At 43.6% G+C, this 20,240-nt stretch carries 24 protein-coding genes, 1 riboswitch and 1 other annotated feature; of the genes, 14 read left to right on the forward strand and 10 right to left on the reverse strand.

All coding sequences use genetic code 11. From position 1 onward, the window contains the following. Nucleotides 1–3 precede the first annotated feature (3 nt). The 4 genes from ADS79_RS02735 to ADS79_RS02745 form a co-directional block, all read right to left on the reverse strand. Complete coding sequence (locus tag ADS79_RS02735; RefSeq protein WP_049736867.1) at nucleotides 4–639, reverse strand: restriction endonuclease; 636 nt, start codon at nucleotides 637–639, stop codon at nucleotides 4–6. A 45-nt stretch (nucleotides 640–684) separates the two neighbouring features. After that, nucleotides 685–852, reverse strand: coding sequence for a topoisomerase DNA-binding C4 zinc finger domain-containing protein (locus ADS79_RS36375; RefSeq protein ID WP_084765573.1), 168 nt, complete (start codon nucleotides 850–852; stop codon nucleotides 685–687). Between the two features lie 824 nt (nucleotides 853–1,676). Then, a complete protein-coding gene (locus ADS79_RS02740) occupies nucleotides 1,677–2,408 on the reverse strand; it encodes a S24 family peptidase (protein WP_049736868.1) in 732 nt (243 codons plus the stop codon). A 217-nt stretch (nucleotides 2,409–2,625) separates the two neighbouring features. Beyond that, the gene (locus tag ADS79_RS02745; RefSeq protein WP_049736869.1) at nucleotides 2,626–2,859 is read right to left on the reverse strand and encodes a hypothetical protein; all 234 of its coding nucleotides are present in this window, start codon (nucleotides 2,857–2,859) and stop codon (nucleotides 2,626–2,628) included. A 58-nt stretch (nucleotides 2,860–2,917) separates the two neighbouring features. Here ADS79_RS02745 and ADS79_RS02750 point away from each other — a divergent pair, with 58 nt between their 5' ends. The 7 genes from ADS79_RS02750 to ADS79_RS02780 all read left to right on the forward strand — a co-directional run bounded on the left by ADS79_RS02750 (nucleotide 2,918) and on the right by ADS79_RS02780 (nucleotide 6,960). Further along, the gene (locus ADS79_RS02750; RefSeq protein WP_049736870.1) at nucleotides 2,918–3,985 is read left to right on the forward strand and encodes a replication initiation factor; all 1,068 of its coding nucleotides are present in this window, start codon (nucleotides 2,918–2,920) and stop codon (nucleotides 3,983–3,985) included. 26 nt (nucleotides 3,986–4,011) lie between these two features. Further along, complete coding sequence (locus ADS79_RS02755) at nucleotides 4,012–4,209, forward strand: helix-turn-helix domain-containing protein (RefSeq protein ID WP_049736871.1); 198 nt, start codon at nucleotides 4,012–4,014, stop codon at nucleotides 4,207–4,209. A gap of 12 nt (nucleotides 4,210–4,221) precedes the next feature. After that, a complete protein-coding gene (locus ADS79_RS02760) occupies nucleotides 4,222–5,352 on the forward strand; it encodes a site-specific integrase (protein ID WP_049736872.1) in 1,131 nt (376 codons plus the stop codon). Nucleotides 5,353–5,356: 4 nt separating this feature from the next. Next, nucleotides 5,357–5,653, forward strand: a complete 297-nt coding sequence (locus tag ADS79_RS02765) for a hypothetical protein (RefSeq protein ID WP_049736873.1) — start codon at nucleotides 5,357–5,359, stop codon at nucleotides 5,651–5,653. A gap of 208 nt (nucleotides 5,654–5,861) precedes the next feature. Next, nucleotides 5,862–6,257 carry a hypothetical protein gene (locus ADS79_RS02770; protein ID WP_049736874.1) on the forward strand — a complete coding sequence of 132 codons (396 nt, stop codon included), beginning with the start codon at nucleotides 5,862–5,864 and terminating at the stop codon, nucleotides 6,255–6,257. A 17-nt stretch (nucleotides 6,258–6,274) separates the two neighbouring features. Then, complete coding sequence (locus ADS79_RS02775; RefSeq protein ID WP_049736875.1) at nucleotides 6,275–6,652, forward strand: hypothetical protein; 378 nt, start codon at nucleotides 6,275–6,277, stop codon at nucleotides 6,650–6,652. A gap of 47 nt (nucleotides 6,653–6,699) precedes the next feature. Next, nucleotides 6,700–6,960 (forward strand): hypothetical protein, encoded by a 261-nt coding sequence (locus ADS79_RS02780; RefSeq protein ID WP_049736876.1) that lies wholly within the window; start codon nucleotides 6,700–6,702, stop codon nucleotides 6,958–6,960. Between the two features lie 60 nt (nucleotides 6,961–7,020). Here the strand turns inward: ADS79_RS02780 and ADS79_RS02785 are convergent, their stop codons facing one another. Next, entirely contained in the window at nucleotides 7,021–7,218 is a 198-nt protein-coding gene (locus tag ADS79_RS02785; protein WP_049736877.1) for a helix-turn-helix transcriptional regulator, read from the reverse strand. 245 nt (nucleotides 7,219–7,463) lie between these two features. Continuing rightward, nucleotides 7,464–8,879, reverse strand: a complete 1,416-nt coding sequence (rlmD, locus tag ADS79_RS02790; protein ID WP_049736878.1) for a 23S rRNA (uracil(1939)-C(5))-methyltransferase RlmD — start codon at nucleotides 8,877–8,879, stop codon at nucleotides 7,464–7,466. A gap of 264 nt (nucleotides 8,880–9,143) precedes the next feature. Between rlmD and ADS79_RS02795 the strand changes: the two genes are divergently transcribed. The 4 genes from ADS79_RS02795 to yhfH all read left to right on the forward strand — a co-directional run bounded on the left by ADS79_RS02795 (nucleotide 9,144) and on the right by yhfH (nucleotide 13,430). Beyond that, a complete protein-coding gene (locus tag ADS79_RS02795) occupies nucleotides 9,144–9,485 on the forward strand; it encodes a hypothetical protein (protein ID WP_049736879.1) in 342 nt (113 codons plus the stop codon). 243 nt (nucleotides 9,486–9,728) lie between these two features. Further along, nucleotides 9,729–11,402, forward strand: coding sequence for an Ig domain protein group 2 domain protein (locus tag ADS79_RS02800; protein WP_409362409.1), 1,674 nt, complete (start codon nucleotides 9,729–9,731; stop codon nucleotides 11,400–11,402). 44 nt (nucleotides 11,403–11,446) lie between these two features. After that, nucleotides 11,447–11,708 (forward strand) — a binding site (T-box leader). A gap of 96 nt (nucleotides 11,709–11,804) precedes the next feature. Then, nucleotides 11,805–13,052: a threonine ammonia-lyase IlvA gene (gene ilvA, locus ADS79_RS02805; protein ID WP_049736881.1), complete on the forward strand. Its 1,248-nt coding sequence runs from the start codon at nucleotides 11,805–11,807 to the stop codon at nucleotides 13,050–13,052. 216 nt (nucleotides 13,053–13,268) lie between these two features. Then, the gene (gene yhfH, locus ADS79_RS34085) at nucleotides 13,269–13,430 is read left to right on the forward strand and encodes a protein YhfH (RefSeq protein WP_084765575.1); all 162 of its coding nucleotides are present in this window, start codon (nucleotides 13,269–13,271) and stop codon (nucleotides 13,428–13,430) included. A 234-nt stretch (nucleotides 13,431–13,664) separates the two neighbouring features. On the opposite strand, the gene ADS79_RS02810 is transcribed toward yhfH, so the two are convergent. Beyond that, nucleotides 13,665–13,970 (reverse strand): hypothetical protein, encoded by a 306-nt coding sequence (locus ADS79_RS02810; protein ID WP_049736882.1) that lies wholly within the window; start codon nucleotides 13,968–13,970, stop codon nucleotides 13,665–13,667. 154 nt (nucleotides 13,971–14,124) lie between these two features. Here ADS79_RS02810 and ADS79_RS02815 point away from each other — a divergent pair, with 154 nt between their 5' ends. From ADS79_RS02815 to ADS79_RS02825, 3 genes are all read left to right on the forward strand, one after another. Then, nucleotides 14,125–14,694, forward strand: a complete 570-nt coding sequence (locus ADS79_RS02815; protein WP_049736883.1) for a hypothetical protein — start codon at nucleotides 14,125–14,127, stop codon at nucleotides 14,692–14,694. Nucleotides 14,695–14,785: 91 nt separating this feature from the next. Further along, nucleotides 14,786–15,349, forward strand: a complete 564-nt coding sequence (locus ADS79_RS02820; protein WP_049736884.1) for a biotin transporter BioY — start codon at nucleotides 14,786–14,788, stop codon at nucleotides 15,347–15,349. 115 nt (nucleotides 15,350–15,464) lie between these two features. After that, complete coding sequence (locus ADS79_RS02825) at nucleotides 15,465–16,808, forward strand: cytochrome P450 (RefSeq protein ID WP_049736885.1); 1,344 nt, start codon at nucleotides 15,465–15,467, stop codon at nucleotides 16,806–16,808. Between the two features lie 168 nt (nucleotides 16,809–16,976). Here ADS79_RS02825 and ADS79_RS02830 read toward each other — a convergent pair whose 3' ends face one another. The 3 genes from ADS79_RS02830 to ADS79_RS02840 all read right to left on the reverse strand — a co-directional run bounded on the left by ADS79_RS02830 (nucleotide 16,977) and on the right by ADS79_RS02840 (nucleotide 19,827). Beyond that, complete coding sequence (locus tag ADS79_RS02830; RefSeq protein ID WP_049736886.1) at nucleotides 16,977–18,356, reverse strand: sensor histidine kinase; 1,380 nt, start codon at nucleotides 18,354–18,356, stop codon at nucleotides 16,977–16,979. Next, nucleotides 18,357–19,076: a response regulator transcription factor gene (locus tag ADS79_RS02835; protein ID WP_049736887.1), complete on the reverse strand. Its 720-nt coding sequence runs from the start codon at nucleotides 19,074–19,076 to the stop codon at nucleotides 18,357–18,359. Nucleotides 19,077–19,299: 223 nt separating this feature from the next. Beyond that, complete coding sequence (locus tag ADS79_RS02840; RefSeq protein ID WP_049736888.1) at nucleotides 19,300–19,827, reverse strand: C40 family peptidase; 528 nt, start codon at nucleotides 19,825–19,827, stop codon at nucleotides 19,300–19,302. 4 nt (nucleotides 19,828–19,831) lie between these two features. Further along, a riboswitch (cyclic di-AMP (ydaO/yuaA leader) is annotated at nucleotides 19,832–19,971 on the reverse strand. Between the last annotated feature and the right edge of the window lie 269 nt (nucleotides 19,972–20,240).

A 20,240-nucleotide genomic window follows, 5' to 3' on the forward strand; every position in this document is an offset into this window, starting at 1 on the left:
TATTTATTTTGATTTTTCCTTACGCCAACGGTCGATCATGTCATGTACTTGAGCGCCATTTATTAGCTTGATATTGAGAGGTTCTGCTATTTGTATAGCAGCCTTTGTAAAATGGCTAGTCGTGACGATCCAAGCGTCATAACACCCGTAAACCTGTTTGCCAGCCTTCAAACGAAGGACGATGTCATTCCCTACATTTTTCTTCCAACGTTTACACTGGACAGCTATCTTATAACCTTTCTTGTCTTGAAGAATTAAATCTACCTCATGATCTCCTGATCCGCCTACTCTTTCGACCTTGTATCCTTTGTCGCGATAATAGCTTTCCATTAATCTTTCAAAATCAGTACCGGAAAGCGTATCAATATCAGAGGTTAGAAGTGCATCATCCGAAACGGATTCATTAAGTTTTCCAGTTTTCCCGTTGTTTTGTTTTTTATTTGGTGGCTTCGCTTTTCTTGTCTTGTCCCCAAGGAAATTTCCGATGATTGTCGATATAAGGACACTTCCAAACAGTGAGCCGAAAAAGTAATACATCCCCAGATTAAAGTAAAAACCTATACTAAACGAACCAATGATAAGAATTGCATTAATCAAGGATACAAGATTGTTTACGTCTTTCTTTGACCATTTTGCCATGTTTTCTACAGACCTTTCGGTTGATACAAATAGCTGTTTAAGTTGTCACCTTGCTACGCGATCTTTTAGGATGAATTTGCATTTGGGATAGTTGGAACAGCCTATGAACCTGCCAAGTTTTCCACTTCGTTCAACCAACTTTCCATTGCAAGAAGGACACACGTTATTGCGTATTTTTTGATTTCGATTATGGTTTTCATTTTGCAGTGTCATTACATGTTCTTTTCGCGTTGCTTTGTCCAGGAGATTGTTATTAGAAAGCTTTTTGATAATGCTGATTACGTCTGAATGTGTAAGAACAGGTTGTTTGTACTTTCTAATAGTCTTGTTAAGACTACTTAGATAAATTACCTGAGAATTAACGTTTACTTTAAGTGTGGCCCTTCCGCTAAATGCTACGATGGGAATATAACAAGCATTTTCAAATTCGGGTAGAAGGGTTTTAAGAGAATTTACATGCCCTTTATTTTGTCATAGAGGATTATATAGCTTTTCTTTTCGCTTATAGATTGTTTGTGTCCAATGCGGGCTATTTTCAGTGCCTGTAATCCAGCATTTCGCGTATTGATGTGGTCAAAGACTTATTTCAAGTAAGAACAATCTTCATGAAATGAGTAATAAAGGTGGTTAAACCCCAGAAGTATCAAGAGGTTTAGCCACCTTTCTGTTTTCTATTTTTTCACCAGCAAACTGACCGACTCCACATGCGCCGTTTCGGGACAGTTGTAACTTTGAGTGCACATATGTAATAAAAGTGCTATATAGTGCAGTTGATTCTATCAGCAGTTCATCCACGCTTATCAGCGATCACATAGAATGATGCTAATGTGTGGTCAAAAATGTGGTCAATGTCATTCTGTGACACATCTAATGTAAAGAATGGATTTGAGATGAAAGTGAATCGGAGCAGGCTAATTTTAGGGATGCCTTGCGAATTGAAATGGAGTAACGCACAAGAAGGGCGCGGGGGCTTTGCCACGCGCCTCTTACGTATCTTGTTGTATGTTGTATTTGTATTATTATACTACACTACAAGTTTATAACTTATTTAATACGTAACCAACCTTCCCTAAAATTTCCATGTCACTCGTTATTTCCACTGGTGGGTAATCTAAGTTTTCACTTAAGAGAATTTTATTGCTTCCCACCTCTATATATCTCCTGATTATAAATTTTTCATCTTCAATTTTTACAACCACTATATCTCCATTTCCAATTGACTGAGAGCTATCAAATTGAATTGTTGAGCCTTTTGGAATTTTTGGTTCCATAGAGTCATCTAGTATTGTCATATTAAAATTAACGCCACTTAGAAAACCTACCTCGTTATTCTCAGCGTCTTGAAAAGTGAATTTATCATTATTAAAGCTAGGTAAGTCTTGATTTAAAAATTGTTTTATAAAGAGTACATTTGGTTGTTGATTCAAGTTTTCACTGATAACTTGATACATTTCAGGAGGGAGTTTAGATTTTAATGCTTGATCGCTGGTTCTTTTAAAATAGTCGAGCATCTTTGTAATAAATGCTGCAATGTAATAAGGTGCTTTATCCATATATTTTTCGTAATTTAATGTATCTTCATCAACATTGCATACTAATGCTAGTGCTGTATTTACTTCATCGGATGCGGGAGGTTGCTTTCCAGTCTGTAATTTACTGATGTAAGAAGAGTCAATTTTAACTCCGTGTTCCTTACATTTTTCGGATATTTCTTTTAGTGTCAGACCACTTTCCTTAATAATTTTTACGAGCATTTCACTATATGTCATTAGTGTTCACCTTTCGTTCGTTGTAATAACATAACAATATTATTGACAAAACACTCACTGGAATATACTATAGCTCTAGTGAGTGTTTTGTCACTTTTGTTGTGATAAATAATCAATTAAAAGGAGGTTCTAATGAGCAAGTATACACTTTCTTTATCATGTTTTGAAGAAGTAGAAAAATATCTACAAATGTTAGCGAAATCAAGAGCGATTCAAATTAGTCTTGAAAGAAAAATACAAGAAAAGATAAAAGAAGCCCGGCAAGCCATGAAATGAGCGCAGCCGATACCAGCATGGAGCGAAGCGGAATGGTGGCTTCGGTCTTGATATGGAGATGCGAGATGTGCCAGGCTGGTTTAGCGGACAAGCCCGCATTTGGCTTGACCGATAAGCCTTGTCCTGCACACTCGTAGAGGCTCCATGTCAAGACTGAGGCGTTAGCCTCTCGCATATGGCGCACCCCCTATAACATGCGCCCCTCAAATTACAACCCAAAGGTGGTAAAAGGCTTGATCTTAAAAGGTTTTGACACTCTTGAATTTGGTTTAAACATTGAAAATTATGAATCTAGTCTCAGACCGCATTTAGACATCTTTAAAAACTTTAAGGAAGAGGCACAAGAGACAGGAGTAGAAAGAACTATAATTTTGAACAACGTCTCATTAACCGTTCATCGTACTGGTAAACGATTCTATCCTTACAGATTGTCATGTGATGACTTTATCATTTTTTTCGCTGATAAGGAATTGAAAACGAACTCTCCGGTTTTTGTACACTTTTTATCAGGATACATTTGGTCATTTGGCTTGGCCGGTGCTTATCAAAACTTTACTGAATGGTTCAAATGTTTTACGGATTCCTACTATCGAAATCAAGTCTCACGTGCAGATATATGCGCGGATAGTGATTCGGTAACGTTTAAACAAATCGACACCAAGGGCGTGATAACAAGAGCGAGAAAAAAGGAAGATTGCTTTGTTAGTGGGGAATACACAAATGGGCGAAAGTTCAGTGGCTTCCGAGTTGGTATAGGGGGTCCATTATTAGCACGAATCTATAATAAAACGATGGAGATTCAAAAATCTGGGAAGGACTGGTTTAAACAAATCTGGCGAGAGCATGGATGGAACGAGGACAAAGACGTTTGGAGGGTAGAGTTTCAACTACGAAGGGAGGTGTTAAAAGAGTTTGCGATACACACTATAGAAGATTTATTGGAAAAGGAGAGTGGTTTGTGGGCTTATCTGACACGTGAATGGTTTACGATAAGGCAGCCGTCACGAGACAATGTTTCTCGATGGAAAATAAAACGGAAGTGGGTTGTTATTCAAAAAGCAGGAATGGAATATGAAGCATCACCTTTAACTAGAGAGATGGTAAAACAAGTCAACTTTCAGCAGTTACTGGATCAAGGACGAGGGATTTTACTATCAGTAGCTGCTATAGGAAACCACGAGTCTATTGAGGAGACTACAAAGCTGTTCCAGTCATGGACTGAGATCGGTTTAGACAAAAAAAATACGTCTTTCCAAGAAGAGAAAGAACGTAGAAGAAAAAAATTCTTATTCAATGATTAGCTTATACAGATTTGGAGGAAAAATCAATGAGAAATAAAGTGACAAACATTGAAGATTATCCCTTGGTATTAACGGCAACTCATATTGCTGAGATTATCGGTGTTTCTAAAAGAGTTTCTTATGAAATTATGGAAAAGTCGGGCTTTCCGTTGATTCGTATAGGAAGATGCAAGCGCGTAACAAGGGAAGCATTGTTCAAGTGGTTAAACGAGCAGTACATCTAGAGGGAGAAGACTATGAAAGGATACTTTCGTAAGCGTGGCAGTTACTGGTCGTTCACAGTGGATATTGGAAGGAAGACGGATGGTTCTAGGAACCAAAAGACAAAAGGCGGTTTTAGAACGAAGAGAGAGGCTGAACAGGCGTGTGCTGAATTAATCACGCAATTAACTAAAGGCGATTATCTGGAACCAAGTAAAAAGACGGTACAGGAGGCTATGGAAGCATGGTTAAACACTATATTACAGTCAACCTTACGTATATCAACATATGACAACTACTCAAAGGCAATTGTGAAACGAATTATTCCTGCCTTGGGAAAATTGAAACTAAAAGACGTTCATTCAGACCATATTCAATCGTTCTATTTGGCTTTGGTGAAAGAAGGACTGTCATCTGAATATATTCGATATCTACATTCCATCCTAAAAAGTTTTTTTACGTATCAAATGAGATTGCAGAACATTACAAAAAATGTAGTCGAACTTGCTATTCCACCTAGAATCGGGCGTAAAGAACAAAGGACGTGGTCAATTAACGAAGCAGTTCGCTTTTTAGAAGTAGCTAAAGAAGATACTCAATCTTACTACATCGTTTATCTATTAGCATTGTACACAGGACTAAGAAGAGGGGAAATTTTATCGCTACGCTGGAAGGATTGTGATCTCAATCAGGGGAAAATTAGCGTCTGCCAAACACTTTATTACTCCAACCAGCAATTTCATTTCTTAGAGCCTAAAACAAGCCGTTCAAACCGATTGGTGTCCATACCTGATACTGTGGTCGAAATATTAAAGACCTATCGTCTTAAACAGGAGAAACACAAAAGAGAAATGGGAAGTGCATACGAAGATTACGACTTGATAGCTGCAAATGAAATTGGTCAACCGATTAATCCGAGAAGTTTGACAGGGCATTTCCGCCGAATGATACAAAAGGCGAGTGTACCAAAAATTCGTTTCCATGATACCAGGCATACTCACGCAACAATTCTTTTGAAACTCGGGGAGCATGTCAAAATCGTTTCAGAACGTCTAGGACACTCAAATGCAGCAATGACAATGAACGTCTATAGCCACGTAACTAGCGATATGCAGAAAGAAGCAGCAAAGAAATTTGAAATTGCTTTAAGAGCAGAGGGGAAATGATTTAATGACAAGAGAGCAGGCAATTTTCTTTGAACTGATTGAAGACTTAGATTTTTGCGGAACATTAGAACCCATGTTTTTTGCTTACCACGATTTTGTAATAGGATTTGATTTTACTGCTGCCACTGATTTAGAAATACATCGTAGGGCAAAAGAGTGCTTTCTACGATACAAAGCATTATTGGAGTCGACAATTTGTTTTTATGATGAGAGATGGAATATTCTCGAAAAATTAGATTTAGATAGTGCTGAATGGGAGTATTTGGACTATATACGTGACGGGAAGGAAATCCCCGTATGAATTATGGCAGAAGGAGAGCTCAATAAAGGTTAATGTTGGTGTGGGAAGTAAATCTGATACTTTAAGTTCTGATATTCGAGCAGGATAGATTAAGGGTTCCTTGTATTTGCTCTTGGGGAATACAGGGCCAAGCCCATGGCGGCGTTAGGCGACGTCGTGGGCTGTGACTAATCAATAAATGTGTTCCTTAAATTTAGGAGGTTAAACAATGAAAAATAAATCAAATTTTGTTTCTATGATAACTGAAATGGGTTTTGACATTAATAAACCATTTGATATAACAGGATCGGGTAATGAGAATGGTTTGACGCTTTCTTTAATTATCCAGGGAGAAAGAGAGAACTATTGGAGATCGGATCTTAGGTTAGCTGCTATAAAGCATTTGATAAACTCTATAGATCTAAAACATGATGCAAATGGAGACCACGAACTATTCGATAAATTTATGCTAACTATTTTGGATACAATCGGAAGAGTAATAGCTTTGGACACACCAATTGATGAAAAAAGAAACATCGAGGTTGTCCAAAAATTTATTCAATACTCACTGAATTCCAGAATAGTGCTTGAGGCTGAAAAGGAAGGTCTTATTGACCAAGAATAGTTTTAGAAGGAGAGGGTGTGAAATTTTTGAAGCTGGATCGCAAAGCAATATATGAACAGAAAGTACAGGAAACAGTTATAAAGCTTGCTGATTTGATGATTGATAATTCGGTTAATGGTATCTTGACAATGAGAGCAGCAGAGCTAAGGCACGCTCTTAACGTTACTGCACATGCGTTTAACGAAGCGTCAGGAAGGTTACAAGCAACTGGATTCCATAGCGGTGTAAAAAGGTTCAAGGTACAAGAGCTTAAAGAACGTAGAGATCAATGCTTGTATTATTACCAGATAAACGCTGAAAAGCATCCACATATGTTAAATCCTGATGATATAGAAACAGCTTTGAAAAAAAGGCGAAAAGTATTAGAACGTAAGAAAAGCCTTTGGTTTTTTTGATCGGTACGAAGGGAAAAGAAGTGCCCAAATGAAAGGGGAGTAAGGTAATGCAAGAAAAAGTATTTGAAACAGTTCAAGGCTATAGAATAATCGGAATTGAAACAGAACCAAATGAGCAATTCTATATGGAGCGCTTTGGACTACCCATGTCTTTGGCCAGGCAAGCATTGAGTGGTATCTGGATTCGTCGTACTAGAATCGGTAAGGTAACATTTCTAGGACATGACGAAATAGCCAGAATTCGCCCCGTCACGATCTTTGATACGGAGTTTGATCCACCACAAGGGATCGGTACTGAAAATCAATAGGCAATAAAGATGTAGCGCAATAAATTCCACAAAAGGTAATGGATTGCGCTACTTTTATTTTTAGAGTTCCTCATTCCATTCAGCTATTTCATAGATGCTTTCTTCAAGGAATTTACTGATCTTTAAAGCAACTCTTACTGTAGGAGTGCTAAGCCCTTTTTCAATATTGTAGTATTGCTTGGTCGAAATATTTGCAGCCCTAGATACCTCTTCCTGCGATTTTCCTTTTAACATTCTTACTTCTTTCAGAGTCATCATATAATCAAATTCTCCTTGATTCAGAAATATATTTCTGGTAATATATTTCTAGTAACATAATACTTGGCGGACGAAAGTCATTATTCAGTTTACCACTGGATAGTGGCTTTTTGTATTATGACAAGTGCTAATTAAGATTAATTCGAGACTCAATGTGGTCAATATGTGGTCATGATTATTTTATCGACTTTATTACGAGCTTAGAAAAAGTGAAAAACCCTTGATATGACAAGGGTTTGCGATACTCATTTAAGTTTAAGTAGTGAAACACACTCCACATGCGCCGTATGCGGAAACATATCCACCGGCTGAACATGCTTCAATTCATACTTCGCAAGCAGCTTCCCGATATCCTTGGCAAGCGTAGACGGATTACAGGACACATACACGATTTTCTTCGGCATGACTTCCAGCAGGGAACGAATCAGTGCATCATCAAGTCCGGTACGCGGTGGATCGACAACAACGACATCGGGCTTCACGCCCTGCTTGGCCCACTTGGGCATCAATACCTCAGCACGCCCCACATGAAACTGGGCATTTGCCGCCTGATTCCGCTCAGCGTTTTTCCGAGCATCCTCTACAGCCTCTGGAATCAACTCAATTCCGCGTACTTCCCGGGCAAAAGGAGCGAGCCAGAGCGAGATCGTTCCTGTGCCGCAATACAAATCAAGCAATAACTCGCTGCCGGTCAATCCGGCGGCTTTTTTTACTTCATCATATAGCTTGTGAGTCTGTTCTGGATTCAGCTGAAAAAAGGCGCGAGCAGACAAATCAAAGGAAAGCTCGCCCAGCTTCTCTGCGATGTACGGTCTTCCCCACAATTCGCGGGTAGTATCGCCAAAGATGACCGATGTTTTCTGAGCATTGACGTTTTGCACGATGCTGACAAGCTCCGGAAGTCGCGAACGCAGCTCCATGACCAATTCCTTGACGCGCGGTATCTCGTTAGTAGCGGTTACGAGGGTAAGCTGTGTTTCACCTGTGGCAAAAGCGACACGGGCCACCACTGTACGAATGACTCCAGTTCGCTTGCGCTCTTCGTATACAGGAATACCTAGCTCCTGAATAACCTGTTTGGCCGTGCGAACGATGGCTGTCGTTGCTTCATGCTGCACCTGACAGGTTTCCAAATCGACAAGCTGATGCGTACCTGTCTGATACAGTCCGGCGACGAGCTTGCCATCCCGTTTGCCAACCTGAAACTGAGCCTTGTTGCGATATCCCCAAGGGTTGTCCATCCCAATGGTAGGTGCTACTGGAGGGGTTTCCAAACGGGCGTATTTGCGCAAGGATTCGAGTACCAGCTCTTGCTTCGAGGCAAGCTGCGCCTTGTAGTCCATATGCTGAAGACTGCAGCCGCCGCATTCTTCGTACACTGGACAAGGAGCTTTGGTGCGTGCTGGCGATTTTTCCACGACCTTCAATAATCGGGCAGTGGCGTACTTTTCTTTTACTTCCGTAACCTGTGCATGAATCACTTCGCCGGGAAGTGCTTTATCTACGAACACAATCTTCCGTTTAAAATAGCCGATTCCTTCGCCGTTGATTCCTAGGCTTTTTATTGTTAGGGTCATTTGCTGACCGACAGTGAGCTTCGTCTCTGGTTGCTTTCCATCTCGGGGACGGAAGTCTTTTTGCTGCTTGGCTGATGACTTCATGGGGCGTGGCTCTCCTTACTTCATGATGGTTTCTATTATACATGGATTTCCCCTGCAGACCCAAGAGGAGCACGAGAGGATATGAGAGTCATTTAAAGAAAAACTTGTTCAAAGATACAGAGTAACGTCAACTGGGAGGTTCCCATTGATCTAAGCCTACAAAAGTAATTCTAGCCGTCCTGCTTCACAGATAATGGCAACTTCCTCCGCTGAGCTGTTTTTGTTATAATAGTGCGGAGAATAACGAGGGAGTTGTGACGCTAGATGCAAGAGCTATTTGACAAAATGAAAGAATATCTCAACATGGATTCCGAGATTTCCTTCGCTGAATTTGATGGTTACTATAAAAACGTGGTTGCGTTCCTGAACGACAACTGGACAGGTTTGAACGAAGAGGACACCATGAAAATGCTGTTTATCCTCGATAACCTCAAATCCAACGGGGAAGACCGTGCGAAGCGCAAAGAAAAGGAATCCAAAAAATACGCAAAGATGGCACAGCGTACTGAAATCTGGGCAAATGCTCTGATTGGCCGTCTGCGTGAAGCTGGCTTGACCGACGAAGAAATCGGCAAGCGCTATGAAGAAATCTACGAAGCAGTATAATAGCAAAGCAATGAGGATGAGGTCCGCTGATGGGCCTCATTTTTTTTGCCAAAAAAAGCGCATAGCTCTCCTTTTTCTTCCCACCACAACAGCCCGACTGACCACAATAAGGCAAAGGGTATGGAGGATTTTCATGCTTTTATGTCGTAAGAACCATTTTTTGTAAAAAGAGTGTTAACGGGACAAGTTTTTAGGATGAATATGGTAATGTAAAGAGGATTTCCCTATTCTATCAAAAAGGAGTTGGACTATTTGAGCAAGCAAAAAAAGCACCGGCTATCATTCTTCCTTCTCTCCCTCGCGCTCTTCACAGGAATCTTTACGTTACCGCTAACGAATGCTACTGTCGTAAAGGCAGAGGGACCACTCGATCCAGCGCCTGTTTTGACACCGAAAGTCGTCAATAATAACAACAGCAAAAAAATCCTTTTTGACAACACACATGGACAGACATCAGGAGCAGCTGATTGGGTTATTGACGGAGGATTTTCCGATTTTGGCGATGCGTTGGCCGATGAAGGGTATTACGTTACCGAGCTGCGCAAAACGACTCCGATCACACTGAGCGATTTGGAGGATTACACAGTATTTGTCATTGGAGAAGCAAATATCCCTTATAAAACCTCTGAGCAGCAAGCGATGCTGGACTACGTTGAAAATGGCGGCAGCATTTTCTTCATCGGGGATCATTATAATGCAGATCGTAACAAAAACCGTTGGGATGCCAACGAAGTTTTTAACGGATATCGCCGTGGGGCGTGGGATAATCCGGCGAAAGGTATGGGAACGGAGGAGCGCAACTCAACTGCCATGCAAAATGTGGACAGCTCCGATTGGCTGGGAACCAACTTTGGCATTCGTTTCCGCTACAATGCGCTTGGAGATATTACGGCAAATAACGTGGTACCTTCGAGTGAATCGTTTGGGATTACAAGTGGAGTGAGCACAATAGCGATGCACGCTGGTTCGACCCTGGCTATCCTTGATCCAAATAAAGCAAAAGGAATCGTATATTTGCCAACCACGAATGTAAAGTGGGCAAGCGCTGTAGACCAAGGCGTATACAATGGTGGTGGCATAAACGAAGGACCTTATGTAGCGATTTCCAAAGCAGGGAGCGGAAAAGCAGCCTTCATCGGGGATTCCTCTCCGGTTGAGGATGCTACACCAAAATACAAGCGTGAAGAAAATGGCGCCACGAAAAAGACATATGACGGCTTCAAAGAGCAGGATGATGCCCAGCTCCTCGTCAATCTGATCAATTGGTTGGCAGAGCAGGAGTCATATACCAGCTTTGATCAGCTGAGCGGCTTCACGCCAAGTCCTGTCACACAGCTGTTGGCGATGGAAGATCCACAGACGTCCACAGAGCCTGTACCAGAGCCTTGGGCGGCACCTGCTGCTGGCTACAAGTGGTGGGATTCTTCGACCTTTAAGCCAGGTTCATATGGTTACTCCAGCTCGACACCGAATCCAGGGACTGGTCAGGCATCTGAAGATTTTGAAACAGGAACAAAAGCAGCCTATGCGGCAGGGGACGTTACCCTGTCAAGCGGATCATGGAACTTGAATAATGCTCTGTTAGGAGATACATCAGCCGATAAAAAGCTGGGGAATCAATCAGTACGGGCGCGAGCAGCAGGCTCGATCACGATGAATTTTGATGTGAGCAACGTAACCACCGTCACGATTTCCCATGCCAACTACGGGACTGATACAGGTGCTACGTGGAAGCTGCAAAAGTCGGTGAACGCAGGACAGACGTGGCAGGATGTGAGCGGCTTGCAGAGCAGCACGGGCACGCTACAGGAGCAGAGCTTTACGGTTAACGAAGCTGGCAACGTGCGTTTCAAGATTGTGGTTGCCGGTACATCTGGGAAACGCCTTAACTTTGATAACATAACGTTTGACAACTAGGACGAGTACATTTATAATTTGTAACTAATTTGAATAGTTCGTTAGTAGTTGCGTAGATAAGGAAGAGTAGAAGCAGAGAGCAGCGTTGCAGAGAGTCGTCCCTTGTGCTGAAAGGATGATCGCCAGCCTGTTTTGAAAATCACCTTGGAGCAGTGTCCTTGAAAAGAGAAAGGTAAGTTCTGTTAGTAAAGGACAACGGATTCGTCTCCGTTACCAGACGGGAGTTCCTCTGTCGAACTTCTTAAGTCTGTTTTCCGTGAGGGAAATAGAGTAGCTGAGTGGTACCGCGATGCCTTCGCCTCAGCCAGCCATGCGCTTACAAGCGCTGCTGGCGGGGCGGGGCTTTTCTTTTTTGATGAAACGATAGAGACATGAGACACCTTTGGGAGGAGCATTCAATATATGAGTACAGTATCAGTGGAAGAGATCGTGGTGGCAAATCATGCGTTGAAAGACGTCGTAGAAAAAACACCGCTGCAAAAAAACAAGGTTTTGTCAGAACGATATGGCTGCAATGTGTATTTGAAACGAGAGGACTTGCAAGTCGTGCGTTCGTTTAAAATCCGAGGTGCTTATCATTTTATTCGCAATCTTTCGTCAGTCCAGCGGGAAAATGGCGTCGTGTGTGCCAGTGCGGGCAATCATGCACAAGGTGTAGCGTATTCGTGCCATCAGCTGAAAATTCAGGGAACCATTTTTATGCCGACAACAACTCCACGCCAAAAGGTTACGCAGGTGAAATTGTTCGGCGGACCTTATGTGGAAGTGGTCCTGATTGGTGATACCTTTGACGACTCTTTTGCAGAAGCAATGAAATATTGCATACAGGAAGAGCGGACCTTTGTTCATCCATTTGACGATCCATTGGTAGTAGCTGGCCAAGGAACGGTAGGTCTGGAGATCATGAACGATATGGAGGAGCCTGCTGATTTTGTTTTCATGAGCATTGGTGGAGGCGGACTCGCAGCAGGAGTCGGGACTTATGTAAAAGGAATCAGTCCTGCGACGAAAATCATTGGAGTGGAGCCAGCCGGAGCAGCATCGATGAAAGCCGCGCTTGAGCTTGGCGATGTGGTGACTCTGGACGAGATTGACAAGTTTGTTGATGGAGCGGCTGTTAAACAGGTAGGTCAATTGACCATGACGCTATGCCGCGATGTGCTTGATGACATCGTGATCGTGCCAGAAGGAAAAGTATGCTCAACCATCCTTGATCTGTATAACAGCAACGCGATTGTCGTGGAGCCAGCAGGTGCCTTGTCCATCGCGGCGCTCGATTTGTACCGGGAGAGAATCGCGGGCAAAAACGTAGTGTGTGTCATCAGCGGAGGCAATAATGATATTGACCGCATGCAGGAAATCAAGGAGCGTTCGCTGTTACATGAAGGATTGAAACATTATTTTGTCATTCACTTCCCGCAGCGTGCAGGTGCTTTGCGTGAATTCATGGAAAAAGTGCTTGGACCGCATGACGATATTACACGTTTTGAGTACACCAAGAAAAACAATAAAGAAAATGGCCCAGCGCTAGTCGGAATCGAAATGAAATGTCAGGCAGATTATCAGCCGCTCGTGGGGCGTATGAAGCAGCATGGGATCAGCTATGTCGAGATTACCAATGATCCGTATCTGTTCAATTTGCTGATTTAAGAAGGCGTATGAACAGTCCTGGAAACAGAGCTGTGATCATTGTGTTACAACAGTTTGTGAATTTGCAAAAATGTATGAATACAGCGAAAAAGAGAGCAATCGAGAGAGAATGAGCGCGAGGGAAAGATAATGAGGTGTAATGTATTATAACAAACTTTTATAAAACAGCTCCTGTTGTAATACAATACAGATAACAACACACAGGGGGTTAAAATCATGACGCCAATCACAACTTTCTTTCGCAATCTGGAAGCAAAATGCTGCGCTGCTTGCGGCCAAACTATCAACGAGCAGGCAGAATCCTATGCTACTGAATGCTTCACTTGCCAGGAGCAGGCATCCTTCGACGCCTACAAGCATTACCACCAAAAGCGCTAATGAATCGATTCGAGAGTTAAGGTGTACCGCTTGGCAGCAGCCAAAAGCAGGTGCGCCTTTTTTGTTTGTTAAACGAAAGGGGAATAGGAAAAAGCCGCTGACTTGTTTTGCGACAGCGGCTTTTGTCTTACGTATAGGAATTTATAAGCGTGACGCTTATGAATTCCCAAGCGCATGGCAAGGTAACTCAGTCGCTCCTCTTTGAGGTGGCCTCGATAGAGGTTTTCTTATCCTTTAGCGATGAGTAGGTGATGCCTTGGAAGCCTGCTGCTTGACGTAGTCGATCAAGCCCAGCTGAAAGCCTTTTTGGGTAAGCAAGCGCTGCGCTTCGTAAGTACCTGCATAGTAGGCATGGACATGTGAATCATGCTCGAGGACGTATCGACAAGCCTCATCCTCGTATAACTCCCGATACCAATCTGCTGCTTTGATCTGTGCGACTAGATCTTCATAAGCGGGCTCCGGTTTTTTCCACGGATTCAAGCGATGAAACAGTTCACCAAAAATCGCAACAACAACTAAAATTCCAATTAAAAACATGGCTGTCACCTCAAAGGTTGGTTCCCTCTCATGTTACCACTCTATTGCTCCTGTTTTCCACGGGTAAGTCTGGCTTGCTTGCAAAACAACAGGAAAGGAGGCATTCTAAGAAGAAAGGTGATTCGAAAAAATACATGAGAGAGGAGGAAAACAGATGTTTCATCCACTAGTATTTGATAACATCAGAGTGGTGCTGGAAGGTGCTGTTTACGACCGTGATTTCGAAGGGGCCATCACGATTACACAGCGCTCGGATGTGATGGATATGGCTACATTTCACCGGATGTTCCAAATCGAGTTTACACTGGTAGATCGGGATAAAAATGAGCAAGCAGTAACAGCACAAATGCAGCTGCGCACAAGCTTGGCTGATATTGCGGCCGAACAGCTGGAGCAGCCTTTGACAGAGCATGTTGGCTGTACCATCTGTATTCATTTTCATTTACCGATGCCATATGCTGGGGATGTCCCACAAAAAATCAAAGCCATCACCACGATTCTAGACGATATATGGGGAAGTCGTCCGTACATAACGCAAACCTTGAAAGCACAGGTGGAGGAAAATCGGGTAGAATGGCCGCCACAGCAGTTGAGAAATCAGATAACGCTTGATTTCCATCGGAAAATTGATGAGGGGAATATTGAGGACTTGCGCTTTTTACTGGATCATACGGTGCAGTCACTTACCCGGCTGCAAGCCTTTGCTGACAGCAAGCCCAGCTAAATTTTACAAAGGCCATTTACAATTTTGAGGATGCGTATTATCATTTTGTTAACTTCGCAATTATTTTAGTTAACAATTGGAGGCTATACGCATGAGAAACGAACGTTTGAGGTGGCTGCTCTTATCTGCTATTTTTGCTGCGGTCACAGCCGTTTTGTCGCAGTTAACGATTCCATTGCCATTGATTCCGATTACAGCGCAGACGCTCGCAATAGGCTTGACGGCTACGATTTTGGGCAGTCGTTACGGAACCGTCGCCCTTGTCATTTACGTTTTGCTGGGTGCAATCGGCTTGCCAGTCTTTACAGAAGCGAGCGGCGGCATACAAGTCTTGTTTGGAAAAACAGGCGGATATATTTTCGGATTTATCGCGGCGGCCTATATAACCGGGCTGTATTTGGAAAAAACGAGTTTTACCTTCGTAAATGCCGTGATCGCCAATATTATTGGCATGATCGTGACACTGGTTTTTGGTTCTATCCAATTGAAATTCGTTCTGGATGTTCCGTGGGACAAAGCGTTTGCGTTTGGCGCAACGCCATTTTTGATGGTAGGCGTGATCAAGGCAGTACTTGCAGCCCTCATCGGCATCAAGGTACGGGAGCGTTTGATTGCGACACGCTTGCTGCGTACCGGATCTTCTGTAACGAATTGATCAAGAAATTTATACGCACAGCCATCCGATTACCGGGTGGCTTTTTTTCGCATAATCTCCTTTTGGTGCTGGATACTAATCCGTAACATGCCGTATTTACCACAAGGAGGACATCATGAATGTAACGATTTCTGGACCAAAGGGTCTGCCGCTTTCGGGTAACCTGCTATCCTTTCGCCGTGATCCCCTGCAATTTATCCGTTCCGCTTCAGAGGAGCACGGCGATGTTATTCACTTCCGATTCGGGCCCAAGCGCCATGTTTACATGCTCATGAATCCAGATCAAATCAAAGAGGTCCTGGTATCCAAGCAAGCGCATTTCCGCAAAGGAAAAGGGCTTCAGGTAGCAAAAGCGGTTGTCGGAGATGGCATTCTTACGAGCGAAGGGAAAAAGCATTTGCGGCAAAGACGACTGATGCAGCCTGCTTTTCATCGTGATCGAATCGCTACATATGGACAAGTCATGGTTCGCCAGGGAGTTGACCTGATGAGCGAATGGAAGGATGGAGAGGTTCGCGATATCCACCACGACATGATGAAGGTCACGCTGGCAATCATTACAGAAACGATGTTTGGCAAAAGCATTAAAGAAGGTGCCGATCAGATTGGAAAGGCAATTGATATCGGCTTGAAATACGTTGCCAACAAGGCGTCTTCTTTTATCGATATTCCACTGTCCGTGCCGACGAAAAGCAATCGCGAATTTGTGGAATCGAACGAGACATTGGACAAGACGATTTTTGCACTGATTGAAGAACGACGCAAAAATGGCGAACAGGGTCAGAATGATTTGCTATCGATGCTCTTGGCTGCACGAGACGAGGATGACGGAGAAGGAATGACGGACGAGCAAGTGCGTGACGAGGTCATGACCATTTTTGTTGCGGGGCATGAGACGACTGCCAATACGATGTCCTGGATTTTTTATTTACTTGCCACGCATCCGGAAATCGAGAAAAAGCTGCACGATGAGCTGACGGCAGTTTTGTGTGACCGGCTTCCTACCGTCGAAGATTTGCCGCACCTGACGTACACCAATTTGATCGTGCAGGAAACATTGAGACTGTATCCAGCAGCGTGGACGATTAATCGTGAGGTAGTAGAAGAGGTAGAGATCGGCGGACATACGTATCAACCGGGGGATACCTTGATGATGAGTCAGTATGTTATGCATCGTAATCACCGTTACTACGATAAGCCTGACGAGTTTATTCCTGAACGCTTTGAGGGGGATTTGCTGAAGCGGATTCCGACCTTTGCGTATTTCCCGTTTGGTGGAGGTCCGCGTGTATGTATCGGGAACAACTTTGCCTTGATGGAAGCTGCCTTGCTCCTGGCGACGATCACACAGCGCTATAAACTGAGGCTGGAAACTCCTGATCAAAAGGTAGAGCCAGAGCCGTTGGTTACTCTGCGACCAAAAAATGGCTTGCCGTTGAGAATAGAAAAGCGAGGATAACAAAAGGATTTTTGGACAAAAAAAAGGCATCTTTTCACCTACGGTTACGCCGTGTTGTGTCAGATACCGAACTGGGGGTTATTTATCACTGAAAGCAACATGCTTACAAGTAATAATGTAACAGAGAAAAATAAAAAATATATTAACTGGTTATAAATCTAAATAAACTCAACTGTGAAAGAATGGAATCGAAAACGAAAAGCTGCTGCCCTCGCCTATCTCACTGTTTACCATCAGTTCCCCGCCATGGCGTCTGACGATGCTTTGGGAGATGGTTAATCCAAGTCCCGTACCACCGTTGTTCCGGTTGCGGGACTTTTCTGCGCGATAAAACTTGGTAAAGATTTTAGGCAGGTCTTCAGCAGAGATTCCCTCGCCTTTATCAATCACAGAGAACAGCACATGACCTTCGCGCTGATCGCACGTAATCAAAATCGAGCCGTTCGGCTTATTGTAGTAGATTGCATTGTTGATCAGGTTTTCCATGACCCGACGCAGCTTTGTTTCGTCAGCCTCAATATACAGCTCGTTGGAAACGCGCAGCTTCCATTGAAACGCGAGGCCAGCATCCTTAATTCGGGTCAAATAGTCTTCAATGATCCCTTTTAAAAATCCTTTTACATGGATGCGGCTAATATTGAGTCGTACTTCTGTACTTTGCTGGCTAAAGTCCTGTAATTCATCGAGCAGCTTTTCCAGATCGGATGTTTTCAGTTCAATTTTACTCATCTGCTTTTGAATCCGTTCAAGCTCAGTGACTCGACCAGACCCGATATAGGAAGCGTACCCTTTGATCGTTGTCAGGGGGGTACGGAAATCGTGAGCGATCGAGGCGATCATCTCAGACTGACGCTCCTCGGAAAAACGCAGCTCATCCACCATGTCCCCGAAGTAGCGAAACAATTGCCCGAATTCGTCATCGGATTTGTACGTAAACGAGATAAGTCGCTTTCCACTGCGAATCTCCTGGGTAACCCGAGACAGCTCGTTAACCGGACGCAGAATCCAGCGGACAAAGAGAGTTAATAGTACCAGACCGACCAACACTAGACTTCCGTATATAAACCAAAGCATCATGGATACTCCGGTTGTAGACATGATGTCATAGTCGTCTGTGTAAAAATAAATGACGATTTCTCCTTCGCGTGGCGGCTCCTGTTGAAAGTGGTATTCAGCAACCGTCTTGAGAGCACCCTTTTGGGAAAAATTCGGTTTTGAACTGGACGGTGGGACCTTTAAATCATACGCCTGTGAAGTTTTGTTATAGATCGTATTGCCATTTGCGTCCTTGATCACCATGCGGTACATGACGTCCTCAGGAAGCTGCTTCTCGAGCTCCAAACGCTCCGTTGGGTCCTTGAAATTGCTGTTGCGCAACAACTGGTTGACGCGAACCTTTTCTGCTGCTTCCTTTTCATACTGATATTGATTATGTCTGTCATTTTTCAGCTGGTCGACAATAATGTCCTGAAAGACGAATTTGAACAAAAGAATATTGAGCGTAATCAAAGCGATAAACGAAAGAAACAGTTTATTGCGCAAGCTCATTTATTGCTTCTCCCCAATAAATACGTAGCCTGTCCCCCATTGTGTCTTGATGAATTGGCGGTTGGTCTCCAGCTTTTCCCGCAAGTTTTTGATGTGGACGGTCACGGTATTGAGAGAGCCGTAGCCGTATCCCCAGACACGGTCGTAAATTTGCTCCCGTGTAAATACGATTCCGGCATTTTCGGCCAGGAATGTGAGCAATTGAAACTCCTTGGTAGAGAGCTCGATCTTTTCATTGCTGACATAAACGGAGTAGGTTTCTTTGTGAATCTCCAGGTCTTTAAATTTGAGGACCGTAATCGAAGAGGTAGATGCTTCTTTATCTGGCTGTTCTTCTGTATGCTTGCGAATCCGCTCGTAGCGCCGCAGGTGAGCACGAATACGAGCGAGCAGCTCTTCAGTATCGAAAGGCTTGGTAATGTAATCATCGGCACCGATCTCGAAGCCTACTACCTTGTCGACTGCCTTTCCTTTCGCGCTCAGAAACAGGATTGGCAAATCCCATTCACGGCGAATTTGGGAACAGAGCTCATATCCGCTCATATTCGGCATCATGATATCGAGGAGAATCAAATTTGGACGATGTCCCTGGCTGAGCATTTGGAGGGCATCTTCACCATTTTCAGCTGAAGACACCTGGAATCCTTCGTTTTCTAATATGTCTTCTAAGAGTTCAATAATCTCGAGGTTGTCATCGACAATCAATATGTGATCCTTCACCGGTTATACCCCCAGTTACTTCTATATAATATGGAAACGGATATTCAGAAAAAAATTATTTACCATGTCTATCTATCATAACATGCTTTGACCAGGGAAAGGCAAGTCTGCCTCTAACTATAACCAAATGCTTATAAGTGAGGTCACCTCTTGACACCAGGTACTAAATTTCGTCAGAAAAAGCCAGAGACGCGAAGTCCCTGGCTCTTATTTTTTTGCCGAACTACTTATTGGTTGCTTGATTTTCCGGCAACGATGCAGCTTGCACCGCGTTTTCCTTTTTCGGAGTTTCAGCCTTTGCTTCCAGAACAGGCGAGTTGATGCGTTTCGCACCTACATAACGCTTGCTCCAGTAGTAGGGATCGCTCAACTTGGTGTTGACGACTCCACGGCCGGTTTCCGAATGCACGAATGTGCCGTTTCCGATGTAGATGCCTACGTGCGAGATGCTGCGTCCATTTGTATTGAAGAAAACGAGGTCGCCGGGTTGAAGGTCTTTCTTCTCGACGGATTCTCCTACTTCATATTGAGCCGCAGAATTGTGAGGCAGGTCTACACCTAACGCATCAAATACGTAGCGTGTGAAACCGGAGCAGTCAAAGCCCTTGGTGGATGTACCGGACGATTTGTAAGGAACGCCGTACAGATCGCTTACCACATCATTCAGAGATGTGCTTTCAGCAGCCTGTGCAGCACCGGCTCCCATCGCCAGCAACCCAGCCATCATAAAAGATACTACCAACTTGCGCAAAAGAAACTGCTCCTTCCATGAGCCTACGAGGTTAGCTGAAGGGTTCGGTCGAAAGGACGCCCTAGACTGCGAAGAAACACAGCCATTCACCCCAAAAACTTGGTTCCCCCGTTTCCGCCAGGCGGAACTCGGCTATTTTCGATGTTTTTTTACACGCGTACCTAACACAAATTCTACGCTTGTCCAACATTTCCTCTTTTTCGATGGTTTGTTCACATTTTTGCCACAATATTTTGTCTGATGGCGTAACGTTTTGTCCGGGCAGTGCAAGCTTTGATTCGGCAAGTCCCTGCAATGCTCGTCCGATTGGAGCAGGAAGCAGTATCCGTCCAAGGACGGAGGGAAAAACCAACCGCTCGCCCGTTATGGGAAGCCTATGCTCAGGGCTACAATAAGTGCATAAGGTCGACCTG

The organism is Brevibacillus reuszeri (assembly GCF_001187725.1).
In the GTDB taxonomy this organism is placed as follows: domain Bacteria; phylum Bacillota; class Bacilli; order Brevibacillales; family Brevibacillaceae; genus Brevibacillus; species Brevibacillus reuszeri.

Bases quoted from the DNA above. Each gene is read 5' to 3' on its own strand.
- ADS79_RS02830 (WP_049736886.1), bottom strand. From the start codon at position 18,356: ATGAGCTTGCGCAATAAACTGTTTCTTTCGTTTATCGCTTTGATTACG.
- ADS79_RS02825 (WP_049736885.1), top strand. From the start codon at position 15,465: ATGAATGTAACGATTTCTGGACCAAAGGGTCTGCCGCTTTCGGGTAAC.
- ADS79_RS36375 (WP_084765573.1), bottom strand. From the start codon at position 852: ATGACACTGCAAAATGAAAACCATAATCGAAATCAAAAAATACGCAAT.
- yhfH (WP_084765575.1), top strand. From the start codon at position 13,269: ATGACGCCAATCACAACTTTCTTTCGCAATCTGGAAGCAAAATGCTGC.
- ADS79_RS02770 (WP_049736874.1), top strand. From the start codon at position 5,862: ATGAAAAATAAATCAAATTTTGTTTCTATGATAACTGAAATGGGTTTT.
- ADS79_RS02780 (WP_049736876.1), top strand. From the start codon at position 6,700: ATGCAAGAAAAAGTATTTGAAACAGTTCAAGGCTATAGAATAATCGGA.
- ADS79_RS02820 (WP_049736884.1), top strand. From the start codon at position 14,786: ATGAGAAACGAACGTTTGAGGTGGCTGCTCTTATCTGCTATTTTTGCT.
- ADS79_RS02740 (WP_049736868.1), bottom strand. From the start codon at position 2,408: ATGACATATAGTGAAATGCTCGTAAAAATTATTAAGGAAAGTGGTCTG.
- ADS79_RS02815 (WP_049736883.1), top strand. From the start codon at position 14,125: ATGTTTCATCCACTAGTATTTGATAACATCAGAGTGGTGCTGGAAGGT.
- ADS79_RS02735 (WP_049736867.1), bottom strand. From the start codon at position 639: ATGGCAAAATGGTCAAAGAAAGACGTAAACAATCTTGTATCCTTGATT.
- ADS79_RS02795 (WP_049736879.1), top strand. From the start codon at position 9,144: ATGCAAGAGCTATTTGACAAAATGAAAGAATATCTCAACATGGATTCC.
- rlmD (WP_049736878.1), bottom strand. From the start codon at position 8,879: ATGAAGTCATCAGCCAAGCAGCAAAAAGACTTCCGTCCCCGAGATGGA.
- ADS79_RS02765 (WP_049736873.1), top strand. From the start codon at position 5,357: ATGACAAGAGAGCAGGCAATTTTCTTTGAACTGATTGAAGACTTAGAT.
- ADS79_RS02745 (WP_049736869.1), bottom strand. From the start codon at position 2,859: ATGCGAGAGGCTAACGCCTCAGTCTTGACATGGAGCCTCTACGAGTGT.
- ilvA (WP_049736881.1), top strand. From the start codon at position 11,805: ATGAGTACAGTATCAGTGGAAGAGATCGTGGTGGCAAATCATGCGTTG.
- ADS79_RS02755 (WP_049736871.1), top strand. From the start codon at position 4,012: ATGAGAAATAAAGTGACAAACATTGAAGATTATCCCTTGGTATTAACG.
- ADS79_RS02810 (WP_049736882.1), bottom strand. From the start codon at position 13,970: ATGTTTTTAATTGGAATTTTAGTTGTTGTTGCGATTTTTGGTGAACTG.
- ADS79_RS02760 (WP_049736872.1), top strand. From the start codon at position 4,222: ATGAAAGGATACTTTCGTAAGCGTGGCAGTTACTGGTCGTTCACAGTG.
- ADS79_RS02785 (WP_049736877.1), bottom strand. From the start codon at position 7,218: ATGATGACTCTGAAAGAAGTAAGAATGTTAAAAGGAAAATCGCAGGAA.